General features: G+C 60.3%; 13 protein-coding genes and 1 pseudogene. 5 read left to right on the forward strand and 9 right to left on the reverse strand.

Annotated elements, in window-relative coordinates:
* Positions 1-8: 8 nt before the first annotated feature.
* From AU381_RS18575 to AU381_RS18585, 3 genes are all read left to right on the forward strand, one after another.
* Positions 9-950, forward strand: coding sequence for a type II secretion system F family protein (locus tag AU381_RS18575; protein ID WP_064243227.1), 942 nt, complete (start codon positions 9-11; stop codon positions 948-950).
* 17 nt (positions 951-967) lie between these two features.
* Positions 968-2,260, forward strand: a complete 1,293-nt coding sequence (locus AU381_RS18580; protein WP_064243228.1) for a hypothetical protein — start codon at positions 968-970, stop codon at positions 2,258-2,260.
* A 253-nt stretch (positions 2,261-2,513) separates the two neighbouring features.
* Positions 2,514-3,077: a hypothetical protein gene (locus AU381_RS18585; protein ID WP_064243229.1), complete on the forward strand. Its 564-nt coding sequence runs from the start codon at positions 2,514-2,516 to the stop codon at positions 3,075-3,077.
* A gap of 138 nt (positions 3,078-3,215) precedes the next feature.
* On the opposite strand, the pseudogene AU381_RS31245 reads toward AU381_RS18585, so the two are convergent.
* The 3 genes and pseudogenes from AU381_RS31245 to AU381_RS18600 form a co-directional block, all read right to left on the reverse strand.
* Positions 3,216-3,383: pseudogene (locus tag AU381_RS31245) on the reverse strand (transposase); the annotation flags it as partial.
* 52 nt (positions 3,384-3,435) lie between these two features.
* Entirely contained in the window at positions 3,436-4,461 is a 1,026-nt protein-coding gene (locus tag AU381_RS18595; RefSeq protein ID WP_064243230.1) for a phosphatase PAP2 family protein, read from the reverse strand.
* Between the two features lie 301 nt (positions 4,462-4,762).
* Complete coding sequence (locus tag AU381_RS18600; protein ID WP_064243452.1) at positions 4,763-6,760, reverse strand: putative bifunctional diguanylate cyclase/phosphodiesterase; 1,998 nt, start codon at positions 6,758-6,760, stop codon at positions 4,763-4,765.
* Between the two features lie 310 nt (positions 6,761-7,070).
* On the opposite strand from AU381_RS18600, the gene AU381_RS18605 reads away from it, so the two are divergent.
* Positions 7,071-8,114, forward strand: a complete 1,044-nt coding sequence (locus tag AU381_RS18605; RefSeq protein ID WP_064243231.1) for a class I SAM-dependent methyltransferase — start codon at positions 7,071-7,073, stop codon at positions 8,112-8,114.
* 119 nt (positions 8,115-8,233) lie between these two features.
* Here the strand turns inward: AU381_RS18605 and AU381_RS18610 are convergent, their stop codons facing one another.
* Positions 8,234-8,746 (reverse strand): tetratricopeptide repeat protein, encoded by a 513-nt coding sequence (locus AU381_RS18610; RefSeq protein WP_064243453.1) that lies wholly within the window; start codon positions 8,744-8,746, stop codon positions 8,234-8,236.
* Positions 8,747-9,089: 343 nt separating this feature from the next.
* On the opposite strand from AU381_RS18610, the gene AU381_RS18615 reads away from it, so the two are divergent.
* Positions 9,090-9,593, forward strand: coding sequence for a hypothetical protein (locus tag AU381_RS18615; protein WP_064243232.1), 504 nt, complete (start codon positions 9,090-9,092; stop codon positions 9,591-9,593).
* A gap of 57 nt (positions 9,594-9,650) precedes the next feature.
* On the opposite strand, the gene AU381_RS18620 is transcribed toward AU381_RS18615, so the two are convergent.
* The 5 genes from AU381_RS18620 to AU381_RS18640 all read right to left on the reverse strand — a co-directional run bounded on the left by AU381_RS18620 (position 9,651) and on the right by AU381_RS18640 (position 17,558).
* Entirely contained in the window at positions 9,651-10,898 is a 1,248-nt protein-coding gene (locus tag AU381_RS18620) for a tetratricopeptide repeat protein (RefSeq protein ID WP_064243233.1), read from the reverse strand.
* A gap of 310 nt (positions 10,899-11,208) precedes the next feature.
* A complete protein-coding gene (locus AU381_RS18625) occupies positions 11,209-11,703 on the reverse strand; it encodes a hypothetical protein (RefSeq protein WP_064243234.1) in 495 nt (164 codons plus the stop codon).
* Between the two features lie 206 nt (positions 11,704-11,909).
* Positions 11,910-13,253, reverse strand: coding sequence for an HlyD family type I secretion periplasmic adaptor subunit (locus AU381_RS18630; RefSeq protein ID WP_064243235.1), 1,344 nt, complete (start codon positions 13,251-13,253; stop codon positions 11,910-11,912).
* A 2-nt stretch (positions 13,254-13,255) separates the two neighbouring features.
* Positions 13,256-15,394 carry a type I secretion system permease/ATPase gene (locus tag AU381_RS18635; RefSeq protein WP_064243236.1) on the reverse strand — a complete coding sequence of 713 codons (2,139 nt, stop codon included), beginning with the start codon at positions 15,392-15,394 and terminating at the stop codon, positions 13,256-13,258.
* A gap of 85 nt (positions 15,395-15,479) precedes the next feature.
* Positions 15,480-17,558, reverse strand: a complete 2,079-nt coding sequence (locus AU381_RS18640) for a hypothetical protein (RefSeq protein ID WP_064243237.1) — start codon at positions 17,556-17,558, stop codon at positions 15,480-15,482.
* Positions 17,559-17,630: the final 72 nt, after the last annotated feature.

A 17,630-nucleotide genomic window follows, 5' to 3' on the forward strand; every position in this document is an offset into this window, starting at 1 on the left:
GCGCCGCCATGTGGAACGAGTACGGCATATACCTCATCGTTTTTTTCTCCGTCATGATCTTCTCCGCGGCAGCATCAGAGGTCGTGTTCCGTCGCCGCGAGGTGGGTGTCCGGCTTTCGGAGGCCGGGTCGCGGGCCACGGGCGACGATATCGGAGATGGCGCGATCGCGGATCTCGGTGAGGAAGAGAATCGGCTGATCCGCCGCTATTTCGAGATCACCCGTCGGGATACCAACGCCAATTCGACGCAGAACCGGCTCATTCGCGCCGGCTATTTCAGCGCCAACGCAGTCACCAAGTTCCAAGCGATCCGCGCGATCGCCTGCATGGGCATGCTGATCCTGACAGTCTGGACGTTCAACCGCTTTTTTCCCGAGACGTCGCGGCTTATGACGTTGCTTGTCGCAATGTTCGCCGCCGGTACGACGTTCATTCTGGTGAACATCTATATCGACCGGCGCGGCGACGCCAAGGAGCGCGAGTATCGCCGCCTCTTCCCCGACTTCATGGACATGCTGATCGTCTGCCTCGATGCGGGTATGAGCGTTGAGGCGGCGGCAAACCGCGTCGCGCGGGAGTTCGTCAGCAAGAAACAGGATTTCGGCCTGCATCTCTCGATCATGATGCTCGAGGTGCGCGGCGGTCGGCGGTTGCGCGAAGCGCTCGCCAATCTTGCGACGCGCCTAAGGATCGACGAGGCGCGCGCGCTCGCGGTGCTTTTCCGCCAGTCGGAGGAGCTCGGTACCAGCGTCACGCAGACGCTCCGGGTCTACAGCAAGGAAATGCGCGACCTGCGCGTTGTCCGGGCGGAGGAAAAGGCCAACGCATTGCCGATCAAGATGCTGCTGCCGCTCGGCGCCTTCCTATTCCCGGTGAGCCTTGTCATCGTGTTGGTGCCGGTCGTCATTCGCGTCATCAGTCTCATCGTCGGCCTGACGCCCGGTGGCTAAAGAAAAGCGAGGTTCCCATGCATTCGCTCGATCAGGTTCATGAAGATATCGCGCCGGCACTTGACGCCCGTATGCCGCTGGCGCCGATGAGCGTGGAAGAATCAGGGCTCGAATTCTCCTTCCTGCTGCGGCTGGCGGCAAAATGCGCGACCGAACAGGACACGGTGACGCCGTCGCATCTGGCGGATCGGATGAAGCTTCCAAAGGTGGTGATCAATCTTCTGATCAAGGAACTGGTGAAGCTCGCCTATATGGAGGCGCGAGGGCTCGCCGGCGAGGACGTCCGGTCCGATATCCGCTACGCGCTTTCCACGAAGGGCATGGAATATGCCCACACTGCCATCCGGCAATCCTCCTATGTCGGGCCGGCGCCGGTCTCGCTCGACGCCTTCTGCCGCCAGCTCGGCCTGCAGTCCATCCATCACGAGCGGGTGACGCAGGATGGCCTCGTCGCGAGCCTCGAGGGCCTCGTATTGTCGCCGTTTTTGGTCGAGAAGCTCGGCCCGGCAATGAATTCGGGGCAATCCATTCTGCTTTACGGGCCGCCCGGCAACGGCAAGACCAGCATCGCCGAGCGCACGTCGCGCCTGTTCCGGCAGACGATCTTCGTGCCCTATGCCATCGAGGTCGGCGGCTACGTCATCAGCTTCTACGACGAGGCGGTTCACCAGCCGGTGACCGGGACGCCCTATGCGAAGGCCGATCAGCGTTGGGTGGAATGCCGGCGGCCGGTGATCAAGACCGGCGGCGAACTGACGCTCGATCTCCTCGACCTTTCCTACAGCGAAGGCTCGACCGTCTACGAGGCGCCGCTGCACCTCAAGGCCTCCGGCGGCGTCTTCATCATCGACGACTTCGGGCGCCAGCAGGTGATGCCGCAGGCGCTCATCAACCGCTGGATCGTGCCGCTCGAGCGCGGCTACGACTTCCTGACCCTGCATACGGGGAAGAAGTTCAAGGTCCCCTTCGACGAACTCGTCGTCTTTTCGACCAATATTGCCCCGAAGGACCTCTCCGACGAGGCCGGCTTGCGGCGGCTGAAATATAAGATATTCGTCAACAATCCTTCGCGAGCAGAATATATCCGGATATTCGAGGATTATGCGCGAGGTGTGTCGGTGGAAATGTCTGTGCCGGACCTGGAACTGTTCTACGATCGCAAATACGGTGCCGAATCACTCGGCTCCTGCTACCATCCCAAGTATCTTCTGGACTTCATAGGATCCTATTGCGAGTTCAACGGGTTCCGGAAGGTGGCGTCGCTGGAGATGCTGGAACGGGCGTGGGAAGGCGTGTTCACGACGGACTAAAGCGCGTCGCATCCAATCGAATTCATGCGACGCGCTTTAGGTCTTTGTTTTTGTGCATGTCGTTGTCCCAAAACCGCTATACACTTTTGGGCGACATGCACTAGCCGCCGTCGAGCGAACGGGCGGCATGTGACTACGACTGGTAGGCGGCACATGGAATCTTGGCGGGGCGGTTGCCTCGGCAACCATCCCCCGACCTGTCGGGGACAGGTATTTTCGAGGGCCACGGCCCGGCTTGCGGCGGAGTGAGGTGATGGTCAGCATGGCGAATATCGAGGTCGAACCCGACGCGCGGCGTGAGCGAACGGCGGACGAGCCGACCCGGAAGCGGGTCGCGCCATTCATCGCCCTGGCACTGGTGTTTCTCCCGCTGAACGCCGGGATCCTGCTCTACACGGCCAAGAACGCAGCCGACGTCCGGGAAAGCCGCGAGGTCCTCGCAGGCGTCAAGCGTTCCCTCGACGGACTGAAGCTGCAGCTCGAAAAGCAGGGCCGCAACATCGCCAGGGGCGCAAAGGCCGATGAGGTGGCGATCGTTCGCCAGCGACTGGAAAACCTGCAGAAGGCAGTCTCCGAACTCGACGGCGGGGTGCGCTCGGGGCTGCCGAGTTCCGGCGGTTCCGTTATCCTCAGCGCTCCCGGCAAGGAAGTGACGCAGCGCCTCGAGCCCTCTTTGAGTGCCGCTGCCACGAACCTGGATGCGCAGGATGGCAGTCTGCCCTCCGTCGAGGCCGAGGGCGTTTCCATGTCCAATTTGCCGCGCTACGAAAGATCGGTTTCGCCCGAAGGCAAACTCATTCTCCGCAAGGTGCGCTAGGTCGTGTGGACAATTATCTGATCCACAAAACGATGGCTGCGATTGTGATGACGGCGCGGTAGTTCCTGGCGGTTTTCTCGAAGCGTGTAGCGACCCTTCGGAACTGCTTGAGTTTCGAGAAACAGCACTCGATAAGGTGAAGCGACGGAAGACGCTGTTCCATTCGCCGAACACCTCGGGCAGATCGCGCCAGGGCGAGCCGGTCCGCACGATCCACAACACGGCTTCGACAAACAGGCGATTGTCCCAACCCGACGAGCCGCGCGTCCGCTCGTCGGCGATGATATGCAGCGCGATACGCTCCAAAAAGCGTCGCTGCCTCTGCGCAACAAGTCATCGCTTTAAATGACCTGGGGCGTCAGCGTTGAGACTGGCAACGCGACGCGATCCCGAACCAGATCATTAGTGTCGCCGCATATGAGACGTAGGCATCGACAGCATAGTGCCAGCCCAAGTGTATCGACCCCAGAAATATCAGAACGAAATGAATCTTGAGTGCCCACCGTATGGCGAGGTGGAAGCTCCTTGAAGCGAGGACCATCAGGAGCGCCGTCGCATTGTGAAGGCTGGGCATGGCTGAAATGCCCATGTCGGTGCCTGCACCTGCATAGCCCTGCCAGAGCATGTCCTGGACGTTGAGAGCAAACATCGGCGCGTTTTGATCAGCAGCCTTGAGGTAGGACATCAGCCCGGCATAGGGGGATTCCTCAAGGCCGAGGTTGCCGAAAAAACATGGGCCAGCCGATGCGAAAGCGGTTGCCATGAAACTACCCAGAACGATCCACAGCAGCGCAAACGTGACTAGGAATTGAGTGCGTTGAGGTCGCTCGCTGAACGCAACGGCCATCCAGAACGTCCACATCACCATGAACCAAATACTGTAGTTCGTGCTGAGTAGGAACGTCACCGGCCAATAGCCCAAGAGCGGCTGAAGCCACTGCCACGGTAGCCGGCCGAAGTGAAGTGTTCGGTCAAGATCGCTCAGCGTCTGGTCCCAGGCAAACTCGGGGAGATGAGTTTTCCACTGCCAAAATACGCTTGTAAGGATCACTTGCGCGCCGGCAACAGGGAGATAGAGCGCAGCCGTTGCGAGTGACGTGCCGCGGATATCGCGGATGATCGCGGTAATCGGGCGATCTGCTTGATTGACCAGGACATGATAGGTGCCCCTCATACCCGCCGCGAATAGCGCTGTCATCGAGACTAGGCCCACCAAAGATATGGCGAAATACCTAATCCAGTCGCCAGGTGCCAATTCAATAATGCTAAAGCCCAGCAGTAGATACACAACCGGCAAAGATACGATCACCGCATCTCGGCGTGCGCCAGCAAGCAATGCGCTCACAAGTGTTTGAGGATTAAGCATACTTGCCGACGTCGCCATTGCCTATCTCCCGCACAATACAACCGAGAGGCCGTAGGGTCTCACAGTGCATGTGGCAGTCAAGGACTAGGGAGACCACCCAAATGGATTGCTCGCTCACCCGCTGGCTACCTCGACTATCGAGCGGCCGCGCAGCACTTTTCGCGCGAGAGGGGAGATTTATGGGGAACATGGTCGCTTCGATCCTGGCAAGCAACGGAAGCGGAAGGCTGGGCGGAATGCGCCGCATCAGTCTAGTCTCAGTCTAGGTTCGGCGCCTTCATCGCGGCTATACAACAGGAAGGGGGCACGTCCCCGAACCTCAGCGCGGCTTCGCGAGAGCTGCCGGACGGATGTTCGGCGTTGCGGACAGCCGGAACGTCTGCGCCGGTGCCGGGCGCCCGACATGGAAGCCCTGGACCTGGTCGATCCGGAATTGCCGCATCAGCGCCAGCTGTTCCTCGGTCTCCACGCCCTCCACAAGGATCTTGTGACCGCGATTGCGCACGAGTCCGATGATGTCCTGCAGCATCGCCTTTCCCCTGGGGTTGTCGCAATCGTGCAGGAAGGAGCGATCGATCTTCACCGTATCGAAATCGATCAGGCGAAGCCACGACAGGCCTGCGAAACCCGTTCCGAAATCGTCGAGCCATATCCTGACGCCCAGGGTCTTGAGATCGCTGATGCAGCGAAGGATATCGGAATGCATCTCCATCTCCAGCCCCTCGGTGATTTCGAGGGCCAGCCTGCCGCCCGCCACGCCCGTTTCGCCGAGAATCGCTGCCACCGTGGCCGCGAAGCCCGGTGATCTCAACTGGATCGGTGAGACGTTCACACTGACGACCGGCACGTGCTCGTCCGCCAGAAGCTCGCGGCACACTGTCCTGATCGCCCAACGGCCGAGGTCCAGGATGGCGCCGGTGCGCTCCGCGATGGGGATGAAGAGGCTCGGAGGAACCGAGGTGCCATCCAGCATTCTCAAGCGCATGAGCGCCTCGACTGCTTCGATGCGGCCGGGTGCGACGTTTCGGATCGGCTGATAGACAAGCGAGACCAGATCCTGGTCGATGGCAATTTTCAACAGGGCGGCGATGTTCTCGCTCTCGTCGCTGCTGAGCGGATCATTCGGATCGAAGAGCCTGGCGCAGTTCCGGCCGTTCGCCTTTGCGCCATAGAGTGCCCGGTCCGCCTCGTGGATCAGCCTCTCGAGCTTCGAGCCCGTCTGATTTCTGGTAAACGCGGCGCCGACGCTGACGGTGACGATCGACATGCCGTCGCGTCGCTGCCCGTGTTCCAGAGCAAGTTTTTCCACGCTGTAACGGATCGCCTCGGCAAGATCGGCCGCCTGTTCGCTGCTCTCCAGGCGGGCCAGCACGATGAACTCTTCGCCGCCATAGCGCCCGATCGAGCCGTTGTAAGGGTCGATCGAATCCTTGAGCGCACTGGCGACCAGAACGAGGCAGCGGTCGCCCTCCTGGTGTCCGTAAAAGTCGTTGTATTTCTTGAAGAAGTCGACGTCGATGAGGAACGCCGCGAAACTCGTACCCTTCTTCTGCCAGTCGGTCCAGTAATCCCTGAGCTTCTGGTCGACGGCGCGGCGGTTGTCGAGCCCCGTCAGCGAGTCGGTGTTCGACAGCCGCAACAGGGCCCTGCCGCGCTCGGAAGCCTCCTTCTGCTGAATGCGCGCTTCGAATGCGTTGAGAAAGACCTTGTAACGCTCCTTGTTGAGCTTCCAGTTCACATAGGAAGTGAAAACGAAGCAGGAGATGTTGAAGGTGCCGAATGCGAGCCGATAGGAGACCTCCGCCGGAGAGAAGGAGAGCACGGCCGCAAAGAATATCAAAAGGATGGTGACAGATGCGAGCAGCGAAATACGGAAGTGAAAGCTGAAAAACAGATTGACGCTCATCATGAAGATGGCGCCGAAAACCATGTAATAGGAGATGCTCTCGGTATCCGCGGTCATCATCGCCGGATAGAGCCAGCCGGCGTAGGCGGCCACGAGTGCTGCAGCAGCTGTGACATCGATCGCGTTCGCCCCGGCGTTTAGCCGGATCTGCGTTTCGATCACCATAAGCGCGACGGTAGCGATCGTGAATCGCGCGGCGATCGTATAATGCGCAACGTCCGGAACCAGCAGAATGTCGGTAATCGAAAACAGCAGATACACCGCGACTGCAGTCCAGAAGCCGTGCCGCGTTGCCTGCTTTCGGGCGCCTTCGCCTTCTTTTTCGTAGAGCGCGCGAAGCTCAGTCGAGGCCGGTCTCGGCGGCTCACTATGGAGATCGATCTCAACTACGTCGGCCAGCGTGTGCGTCATGCACCGATCCATTGCTTTTGCGTCTTCTTATAAAGCCCGAAGTCTCTCTTAAACGAGTGCTACGGGGACGTCCTGGAGTTGCCGCCTGCTGTGGCAAGTTACTGAGGGCGTGCAGCGTTAATCGGCACATTAGTTCAGGTCCATTAAGTTTTGCTGAATTGGAATCGGGTCAAAGACATACGTAATAGTGTAGCGAAATAGCTCAGTCGGAAGGCTTGTTAACCATATTATTCGAAAGTACGAAATTGGATTTGGCGCGCGTCCGGTTCTTGCGCATACTGTTAACAATCTATTAACGGATGAGTCTCGCGTGACCCAAATTCAGATTGCCCTCGACGGCGAAAGCCTGATTACCCCCACAGCCATTACAACCGAACTCTCAACAGCCAAGACGGATCGTCATGATGAGCAGCTGGCAACAGGCGAAGCCGAAGTGGCTCTCGCGCTGATGATTGTCCAGCAGCAGATCGAGCTGCGCCGTGATCCGCCGGTGATAATCCACCAGCTGATCGGCGCACTTCACGAGGTGCGCCGCAAGTTCGACCCGAGCGTCTGGCAAGCGCTGATTCCGATTGTACAGAACCACCCGGTGTCGGATTATTTCCATCAGGATCCGTTCACGCGCTGGTCCTTCCAGAAACCACGCGGTTATTCCGGTGACGCGCAGCTGATCGACTTCATCTATGGTCATCCGAGCGTTTCCGAGAAAATCGCGGAGGCCACTCCGCTCGGGCGCACGCTTTACGAGTATACGAGGAATGCGCCGTCTTCGGTCGCGGTGCGGGAACGACGCGACCTCCTGACGCAGCATGTCGACGCGATTGCGACCGAACGTGGCACTGAGACGGAAATCCTGACGATTGCGGCGGGACACCTGCGCGAGGCAGACCGCTCGGTGGCACTGCGGGAGCGGCGGATCAAGCGCTGGGTTGCCCTCGATCAGGATCCCTTGAGCGTCGGCTCTATGGCGCGTGACTTCACAGGAACGTGCGTCGAGGCGATCGACGGTTCCGTTCGTGGTCTTCTGACCAGGTCCCAGGAGCTTGGGCAGTTCGACTTCATCTACGCGGCCGGCCTCTATGATTACCTCGCCGACAAGGTGGCGGTGAAGCTCACGCAACGATGCCTCGAGATGCTGAAGCCCAATGGCGTCTTCCTCTTCGCCAATTTCGCGCGCGACATCAGCGATGACGGTTACATGGAGACTTTGATGAATTGGGCGCTGTTGTTGCGCTCGGAAGCCGATATGTGGAGCATCATCAATTCGAGCGTCGACCGCAACACGGTCAACGCGCGACTGGAATTCGGCGCCAACCGAAACATCGTCTACGGCATCCTGCAGAAACGTTCGTAAGTATCGCCGAAGCCCGTTCATAGTGGGCTTGAATTTAATGCAATAAGGGGCATTTCCACTCGGAAAATGCCCCTTATTGCATTCGCCCCTTCTGCGTCCGGAAGACCACGGCGCATAGGTCAGCGCTGAGCGTATTTAACGCTGTTCTTCATCAGCTCGAGGTTTCGCGCGGTCGTCTCGTTGCCGGGATCGAGCTCGTAGGCTTTCAGGAAATAACGGCGCGCTGTGGGAAGGTCGCCGCGCAAAAGATGGGAATAGCCGAGATTGTTGTAATAGACCGGGCTGCTGCCGATCATCTTGCCCAGCTGCTGGTAGGCCCGATCCGATGTGTCGAACCGGCCGACCATGTCGGCGGAGGCGGCAAAGCCCAGCCAGGCGGCCGGATCCTTCGGAAAGACGGCGACGGCGCGCTTATAGATCGCGTAGGACTTACCGTAGTTCTTTTCCTTGAACTGCAGCTTGCCCGTCGTGATCAATTCATCGTTCTTGTAGAAGGCGACTGCCGAATCGTCCTCCAGCGTCTTGGCGCTATCGCCAAAAGCCGCCACGTCATCGAATGCGGCCGACTGGCAACCGGTCAGGATAGTTGCGACTACAAATAGCAATGGAAGGCGGCGAAACTGCGAGCTCATGTGATATGCGACCATTCATTCCCCCAAGCTTCGGGTCATCCTAGCCATGCATGTGCCGGTGCTCACGGGAAATCTTCCAGAAAAAAGCTAACAAACTAAGAATTGGTGCAACGAGTCGCATTAAAGAGACACATTCGTGGACCAGCACAACCGGCAACACCATTGGCGGCTGAAGCGATTCCTGGCAAGCGTTTTCTAAAATTTTTTCCGGGGATAGCCGGAAACAGGTGCTTTACTAACTGAATCCTCCCCGAATAGATCGAGGCAAGGCCTCGGTTCCGCTTTGCCTCCGATTATTCCATTTCGATGAGATCCGCTTTCTGTACAGAAGGGAATGCGAGAGATGCGATCCACGGTTCTGAGCGTCGTTCGACTGGCACCCTGCTTCTCCTATGCGCTTGCCGCGGTTCTTGCCCTGAGCATGGGCCTGCTTGCGCACTATCCCTCAAGCGTCCTTGTCTGGTGGCTCTACATGACGGTGCTCCCGGCGATGCATGTACCGGTATTGCTGCTTCTGTCGGTACCGGGCATCGGACCGGGAGTTGCGATCGTGCTATTGGCGTGCTTGGCGTTCTTGGGGGTTCATCTTGCAGCATGGCCAGAACAGTATCCGCGGATCCGCTTCGTTTACGCGCATGTCGCGCTGCTTGCGACGGCGTGTGGGATCATCCGGGCTGCCAATATCCAGGCTGGACCCTCCATGTTGACGCTGCCGCGTCTGCTGCGCGGCGACTGGAGCCTGCAACTGACGACGAGCTCGGCCATCTGGGTCGCACTGTTCCTGCTCGTGTCCGCGGCCTGCCTTGGCTCCCATATGGCAATCATCAGAAGCATTCGTTTCAAATGATGTGCCGCGACCCCTTCATCCAACTGCGCCGGTGAAGCTGCCTCGGGCTCCCGCGTGTCAGTGTTTCCGTCTCGACGCCCTGCTGTCGAATTGAGACGGCTTCGCATGCAGGTGGACGGAGGCGCCCCCGGGCAAGGACGGCTGGAGGAGCGCCGCCGGCGGCAGGAGCTGAACGGATATTGAGGAGCCCGCCGGGGTATTGCCGGACCGATGGTCCGCCTGAAGAAGCGATCCCCGGGGCGCTCGTCTGGTTGCCCTCTCGCCTTCCATCCCCGAGCGCATTTTCAGGCGCAACACCGCTTCCTGCGATCTGAGCTTGCATCGAAGATGGTCCGGATCATCGGAAATGATCTCTTCGAAACTCAGGAACGTAGCGATCGCGGCATCTTTTTGGCCTGCGGCCAGAAGGCAGACGGCCAGTTTGTACCGGATGAGGCCCAGGTGCGGGCGTCGGACAATCAGGTCCTCGAAGGTTTTGCTCGCCTCACGGTAGGAGGCTTGCGCCATCTGGGCGTCGCCCAGCCGGTGCTGGATCTTGTCCGCCTCCGGCATGGCCGACAGCAGGCCGCGATAAAGATGTTCCGCCTCCGCGTGATTGCCCCTGTCGGTGCAGAGCTGTGCCAAGCCGTAGCGGGCGTAGGTATGCTTGGGGGCGGCATGTATCACTTGCCGATACCCCGTCTCCGCCGCGTCCAGCTTGCCTCGTCCGTGCAGGTCCATGGCCCGCTCGAATACGATGTCGACGCTGCGCTGGTTCAGGCAGCCATGCAAGTTCCGGCCTGTCCGCGTCCTGAGGAGGAGGCAGCGAATGCGCCGGTCCGGGGTGCCGGATCCCCCCGCGCTGTAGCCGATGTCCTCGCGGATGAACTGTTCGTCGGCGAGAGCGTGGAGCAATCGCTCGATCCGGACGGAGGAGAGCTCAAGGTAGTCAAGGCGCAGGCTCGCCCAGTTCTCACGGCGGATGAAGCTCGCGGATGCATCCATCGCCTCGTTCTCCAGGCCGGGCGCGCAAAGCAGACCGGTGCGGCCGGTGCCGTGATTGCCGACCAGCAGGATCTCGTCGCAGAACAGGCCGCTTCTCCTGTCCCGATGGGTTGCTACCCGCAGCGGAAGGAAAGCGTGATAGTCCTGGTCCTCGGCTCTTCTCAATGCCAGAATGAACCAGCTCAACTGCCGGGGCAGGTATTGGTGCAGCCACTCCCAGGAAAGACAGGGATGAGATTCGGGATCGCTGTGATAGAGCTTGTCCCAGTTCTCGCGAATTTTCTCAAATTCCTCAGCGGATTCGATAATATCTATTATCATGGTCCCCTCGCGAGGAAATAAGTAAAAATAAAATAACTTGAAAATTATACATCCGAATCCAATGATCGAGAAGTTGCATTGTGAGTTAGCACTTCTCGTAACAGGAATATAGGATCACACTATTTGCGTAATCACCGGAGGGGTATGTGTCGGAGTCATCCGCCGAATTGCGTAGCCTGGGATGGTGAAAAGAAGAGACCTCTGCTGAGGATCAGAGCCGGTCCAGGAAGAACATTCTCAAAATCACAGTGCCACAGCGAGCTTTCTGTCTCTGATAGGACGCATGGCGCTGTAGTTTCCTCCTCCGGCCCTAAATCGAGCTCTCGTCGAAGTTCGGCCGCGAACGGATGAAAGCCCAGACGGCCTTGTTGATGTCGGTAATCTCGCGGATCGCGGTGTCGAGGCGCTCCAACTCTCGGGAATCGAGCTGCTCCACCTTGCCGTAACGCACGTCCTTCTCGCCCTCGACCAACCGCATCAACTGCGTGCTCGAAATCTCCCCCTGTTCGTCGAAGGAATAGATGCAATGGTTATATTTGTTGCGCATCTTCGATTGCTGCTTCAAACGTTCCGTAATGGCGAGAACCCGGTCACGCGTCTCGGCCGGCGTCGTCGAAAGCTTCGCCAGGCGTTCCGTCAGATCGATCCGGGCGCGCGTCGTATTGAGCGTCAGGAAGACGATGACGGCCGATTCCTTGTCCACCTTCAGAAGGTGGGCGATGACGTAGATCAGGAGGCTCTCGGTATTGGTCCAGACATAATTCAAGCGACCAACCAGCAAAAGCACGTCTTGCACAGCCGCCATGGCGGTTCTCTCCCAATGGTGTTCCCGCCAGCTCTGCCGCAGGGCCAAGACAGAGCTGCGACCGAAATTCGGCAATATGTTACCCGATCCTTGGTGCATGCCTACAGCATGTTTTCTTAAATCGCAGCCGATATAAGAATTCAAAGTGCTCAGCGACCTTTGCGCGTCGGACAAGACGCGCGGCGCTGTAGCGACCACACCGCTCCTCAGGTCTCCTTGAAGGCACGCGACATGCTGTCGGTGATCGGCTTCGTCAGATATTCGAAGAAGGTTCGTTCCGCGGTGGTGATCAGTACTTCCGCCGGCATGCCAGGGACGGGGTGGAAGCCGTAGATACGGCCGATCTCGCTTGCCGGTACTTCGACGCGGACGATATAGACGTCGCGCTGCTGGCCGCCAGCCACTTCCTCGATGGAGTCGGCGGATACGTAGAAGACCTTTCCGTTCAAGACGGGGGTGGTGCGGCGGTTCAGTGCCGACAGGCGGATCGTCGCATCTTCTCCGACCTTGAGCTGGTCGATTGCGGTGCGCAGCACCTGCGCCTCGATGATCAGCGGCACGTTGGCTGGCAGGATTTCCATGATCGGCTTGCCCGTCGCGATAACCCCGCCTGCCGTATGGAAATAGCTGCGCACCACCGTACCGTCGACCGGCGAGCGGATGGTGGCGCGCCCGAGAACCTCGGCGGCCTCGCGGACCTGCTCGCGCACGCTGTCGAGATCGGCTTCTGCCGCCTGCAGGCCGTCGAGTGCCGCCTGCCTGTCGGTATTGATGGCAATGACCGCCTCCTGGCGGTAGCGGTCGATCTGGGTACGGCTCTCCTTCACTTCCGATTCGAGCCGGCCGATCTCGCCGATCGCATCGGCGATCGCGCGATCGAGTGCCAACAGTTCCGGCCGCCTGATCAGGCCGCTGTCGGCAAGCTTGCTCTTGACATTCCGCTCCTCGTTCAGAATCTGCAATTGCCTGTTGAAGGACGCCTTCTGCAGTTCATAACCCTTCGCCCGGAACTCGAGCGATCGAATGTTCTGGTCGATGAGGTTCAGCTGGTCTCTGAGCTTGATCTTCTTGCTGTGAAAATTGACGTTCTGGCTGTCGATGATCGCGGCGACGTCCGGATCGTCGGCGGCGGCGGCAACGATGTCGGGGAGCCTGAAGCTGTCGCCGCCCACCGATTCGGCCTTGAGGCGCGCGACGACCGCCTCCAGCCGCAGTCGCTTGAGATTGAGCATGCGGGCATTGGCGCGGGCCGCGGTCTGGTCGAGCTTCACGAGAATGTCGCCGGCCTGGACGTTGTCACCTTCGGCGACCAGCAACTCCTCGATGAGGCCGCCTTCCAGGTGCTGGACGATCTTGTTGTTGCCGTTGGCGACGAAGCTGCCCTGGGCTATGATGGCCGCGGCGAGCGGTGCGGCGAAAGCCCAGTAACCGAAGCCGCCGAAGCATGCCGCGATCAGCGCCAGCCCCGCCAGGGCATAGGATCTGATCGATCGCGGAACCTCGGCATACCACTCCACAGGGTTCTCAGTCGTTTGCGATTCCCGTGGCATCGTCATTCTCCCTGGATGCGCTGTTGCCGCCGGCCGCCAGTCGCCTTCACGCCGAGTGCCGCCAGCACCTCGTTCCGTTCGCCGTACATGGCGACCGTCCCTTCGTTGAGGACCATGATCTTGTCGACGCATTGCAGCAGAGCCGGGCGCTGGGTGACGGTCACCGTGGTAATCCCCTGCTTCCTGGCATGCAGCAGAGCCCGTGCCAGCGCCGCCTCTCCGTTGCTGTCGAGATTTGAGTTCGGCTCGTCGAGAACGACGAATTTCGGATTGCCGAAGAAGGCGCGCGCCAGGGCTATGCGTTGTTTCTGGCCGCCGGAGAGCGGGGCGCCGTCGGCGGCGACGACCGTCTCGTAGCCTTGCGGAAAGGTCGCGATCAACTCGTGGACGTCGGCGAGCACGGCGGCCTCGTAGACCATGCGATCATCGACATCGTCGCGCATGCGGCAGATATTGGCCTTGATCGTGCCGGGAAAGAGCTGAACGTCCTGGGGCAGGTAGCCGATGCTCTCGCCGAACTGGCGCGGATCCCAGTTTCGCAGATCCATGAGGTCAAGGCGGACGCTGCCGGAGGTCGGCAGAATCGAGCCGACCAGCATCTTGCCGAGCGTCGTCTTGCCGGATCCGGAATTGCCGATGATCGCCAGCGCCTCTCCTTTCGCCAAGGAGAAGGAGATGCCGTTCAGGATCACGCGCTTCTGGGGCGGCGGGACGAAGAGAATGCGTTCGACGTCCAGCCTGCCCGCCGGGTTCGGCAGGCGCAGCCGCGGAAAATTGAGCGGCGAATTCAGCAGAAGCTGCTTAATCCGCCCGTAGGCCGCGCGTGCGTGGTTGAGCTGGTTCCAGCCTTCGATGGCGCCTTCGACCGGAGCGAGGGCGCGGCCGGCGATGATCGAGGCGGCGATGACCATGCCGCCGGTCAAATGGCCGGCCATGGCAAGATGGGCGCCCCAGCCGAGAAGGGCGACCTGGGCGACCATCCGCGTCGCCCTCGACGCGCCGGTGAAGACGATGTTGCGATCCTGGGCATAGACCTGGGACTTGAGCGAGGCCGCGGTCTCGTGGCCCCACATTTTCACGGCCTCCGGGATCATCGCGAGGGCATTGATGATCTGCGCGTTCCGCGACATGGAATCGACATGGAAATTCGCCCGGCCGAGGAAGGCATTTGCATCGCTGAAAGGCTTGGCGGTCGATTTCTGATTGAAATAGGCGATGCAGAAGAGAATGACGCAGCACAGGATGACGATCAGGCCGAGCTGCGGCTGGATCATATAGACGACCACCACGAAAAGCGGCGTCAGCGGAGCGTCGAGAAATGAGATCAGGATCCCGGACGTGATGAAGGCTCGCAGTTGCTGCAGGTCGCCGAGCACCTGATAGTCCCGCCCGTTGCCCTGCAGCGAGGCGCGCGCCGCGGCGCTGAGGATCGGCGCGCCGAGTTGGACCTCGATCTCGACGGCGGTACGCATCAGGATGAAGCGGCGGATCACGTCGAGGAGGACCTGGAGGACGATGGCCCCGAGAACGGCGACGGTCAGCATGATCAGCGTGTCCAGCGAGCGGCTCGTGAGCACCCGGTCGGAAATCTGGAACAGGTAGATCGGGATGGCCAGCACGAGGACGTTGATCGCTATGGTGAAGGCGATGACGATCAGCATGTTGCGCTTGACGACGGCCATGCCGTTACGCAGGCTGGCGGCGAAATTCACCGGCCCGGTGCGCTGGTGGAATGCGTTCTTGCGGCTGTCTGCGCCGCTGTCCTGCACTTTCCTGCCGTCCCTGGCGCCGTCTTGCGTGCGGGGGCGAAGGTCGCCCTCCTTCATCGGTCCAGGCTCATTGTCGATCGTTGGCGGCAGAGACTGACCCTGCCGGGCCTGTTTTTCGCGGACATCGGTTCTCTTGCGCCGGCGTGGCTTCGTGCCTGGCCCAGGTAGCGCAGGCTTGGCGGTGGGCACCTGGACCGCCGGCTGCTCGGTCTGGTCCGGCATGGCCTTCCTCAACTCGCTGATGGATTCCTTCAGGGACTCGAAGGGTTGGCCCGGCAATTCGGCTTCGGTTATCTCCGGCGGCCCTGCGTCCGAAGCCTGCCGGCGCGGCGACTTGCCTCTACCGTCATACCATCTCGACAGATTGTTCATCCCCACTCCTTGCATCGCTGCGGCGCCACGCTTCGAAGGACAGGACCGTCTTGGGTCCTGGATTTCATTCGGAGACCCACGGGATTCATGTCAGCACGTTATGAATGACGTCGTCCCATTGACTGTTCGACCACCCAGTGTCGCTGCCGGTGTCGGTGATGGCATCGCCTATAGGGTCGCTCGCGTCCTCGCCAATGAAGGCGATCACTTCGTTCGCGAGCGCCGCCGGCTGCAGGTCGGTTTGCCCGTCGACGATTCCCGACTGGATGAGAATCGCGTCCGAATAGACGCCGCCCGCCACGTAGGTCGTGTGACTGAAGCCGTCTTGATCGATGATCCCGGCGATGTTGATGACCGCGTTGCCGTCGGTCTGGATCGTGATCTCGGCGTCCGATTCCTCTTGCAGCACCTTGCTGGCCACATAGCTCACGGCATCGGCGTCTCCGACAATGCTGATCTGATTGATGACGTTGACGTCATAGAGGTTGCCGGTGATGTAAAGGATGTGCAGGCTCGCATAGCCTTCGAAATTGTGGTCCTGCGCCAGTTCCTCCGGCAGTTCGTCGATGCCGGCCTGAATATTGTCGACTGCTTGCTGAATGTAGTCCGGCATCGCCTCGAAGTCGTCTCCGCCCATGTTCGTGATCGATGCCGAGTTCCAGATGAGGTTGCCGGAATCGTCGGTGGTCATGCCGCTCCCGGCCGTGACGCCCTCGATATGGTCGTTGTCGTAGAGAACCGAAACCTGGCTGATGACATTGATGTCCAGCACCTGGCCGCCGACCACGACCAGATCGTAGCTATGCCCGGCGCCAATGAAGGAGAGGAAGTTGACGGCCGTGTTGCCGCCGGTGAGCACTGTCGTTTCCACGCCGGTCGTCGTGACGGTGACCGTGTCGTTGTCGCTGACGAAGTTATATTGCTCGACCCAGCGGACGAAGGAAAGGTCGCCTTCGACGACGCTCACCTGCCAGCTCGTCGGGAACACCGGGGATGCGTCCGAAACATCGTCCCCGTCATCCGACGCCGCTTCGACTTCGCGCTGCTGGAAGCTTGCAATATTCAGGGCGACCGTCTGCGACACGGTCTCGGAAGCGTGAACGATCGTGCCGTTCAGCGTGTCGTTGTCGGCATAGACATAGGATTGCGTGATGACATCGATCTGATGGTAATCGCCCATCACCGCCGTGACAGGTGCGACAATGCTCGTGCCGACGATGCTCACAATGTTGGCGACGACGTTGTCGCCCGCGTCGACGTGCAGCCCATCGCCGTTGTCGCCGCCCGTGGTCTTGCCGTCTGTATCGATCTGGAAGGCCGGTGGGGGCGCGCAGCCCTCGGGCAGGCCGTCGTCGAGCCGGGAGGCGACCTCGGCACGCGTGCCGTTGACATAGATGCCGTCGATCCGGTCTGCAGCGACAACCGAGTCGCCGCGCTCGTTCTTTGCCAATTCGTCGGGTGAGACGGTCTCGGGAGTTCGGATGCCGCTATCCCCCGAGGGCTGGACGGGTCCTTGCGATGGGCCATCGCGCATGTCCGCGGAAAACGTCTTGAGATCGGCCGCCACGGCGGCTGGAGGGTCGGCCGCATTCGCACCGCTCGGCTGCACGAGAGCGGACGTCTCGGACGCTGCCTCGACGTATTCGGCAAGCTCGGCATCGACATAGCTGACGTCGCGCGGCGCGGCGGTTCCTTCCGTCATGTTGACCACGTCGTCGTCATGGAGGGCGCTGGGCTGGACGACATGGCTGACAAGCGAGCCGGGTCCATCGCTGACGGTCAGGGAGTCTGCCGCGGGTGTCTCGATCGGACGAGCATCAAAGATCCCGGTGACCTTGAGCGTGTGAGCCGCGCTGTCCTCGGTCGCTGCTTCGGTTGCATTGCGGTGGGTCGCATCATAGCCGGAGGGATGGGTTTGGTGGGGCGATTCCAATCGGGACACGTCATAGGGAGCAAGCTTGTAGACGACCTCGGGATCATAGCTCTTCAGCTCGAAGCGCAATTCGTGCGTCGCCGCCGGGGCATCCGCGGCCGTCTCCGTCGGCGCGGCCTTCGACGCTCCCTGACCCTGGAGATATTGGATTCTTAGGCGCGCCTCATCGGCGGCCGCTTCGAACCAGCCGATGAAATGCGCAACAATCTCATTGACCTTCTCAGCATCCATGTCCCGATCCCTTCCCTTTTCCGCGGCAAAGGGAGACTTCGGCTTGCGCAGGCGTGCTTGCGTCCGGTGACC

Source organism: Sinorhizobium glycinis (genome assembly GCF_001651865.1).
GTDB lineage: Bacteria > Pseudomonadota > Alphaproteobacteria > Rhizobiales > Rhizobiaceae > Sinorhizobium > Sinorhizobium glycinis.

Bases quoted from the DNA above. Each gene is read 5' to 3' on its own strand.
- AU381_RS18575 (WP_064243227.1), top strand. From the start codon at position 9: ATGTGGAACGAGTACGGCATATACCTCATCGTTTTTTTCTCCGTCATG.
- AU381_RS18580 (WP_064243228.1), top strand. From the start codon at position 968: ATGCATTCGCTCGATCAGGTTCATGAAGATATCGCGCCGGCACTTGAC.
- AU381_RS18585 (WP_064243229.1), top strand. From the start codon at position 2,514: ATGGTCAGCATGGCGAATATCGAGGTCGAACCCGACGCGCGGCGTGAG.
- AU381_RS18595 (WP_064243230.1), bottom strand. From the start codon at position 4,461: ATGGCGACGTCGGCAAGTATGCTTAATCCTCAAACACTTGTGAGCGCA.
- AU381_RS18600 (WP_064243452.1), bottom strand. From the start codon at position 6,760: ATGACGCACACGCTGGCCGACGTAGTTGAGATCGATCTCCATAGTGAG.
- AU381_RS18610 (WP_064243453.1), bottom strand. From the start codon at position 8,746: ATGAGCTCGCAGTTTCGCCGCCTTCCATTGCTATTTGTAGTCGCAACT.
- AU381_RS18615 (WP_064243232.1), top strand. From the start codon at position 9,090: ATGCGATCCACGGTTCTGAGCGTCGTTCGACTGGCACCCTGCTTCTCC.
- AU381_RS18620 (WP_064243233.1), bottom strand. From the start codon at position 10,898: ATGATAATAGATATTATCGAATCCGCTGAGGAATTTGAGAAAATTCGC.
- AU381_RS18625 (WP_064243234.1), bottom strand. From the start codon at position 11,703: ATGGCGGCTGTGCAAGACGTGCTTTTGCTGGTTGGTCGCTTGAATTAT.
- AU381_RS18630 (WP_064243235.1), bottom strand. From the start codon at position 13,253: ATGCCACGGGAATCGCAAACGACTGAGAACCCTGTGGAGTGGTATGCC.
- AU381_RS18635 (WP_064243236.1), bottom strand. From the start codon at position 15,394: ATGAACAATCTGTCGAGATGGTATGACGGTAGAGGCAAGTCGCCGCGC.
- AU381_RS18640 (WP_064243237.1), bottom strand. From the start codon at position 17,558: ATGGATGCTGAGAAGGTCAATGAGATTGTTGCGCATTTCATCGGCTGG.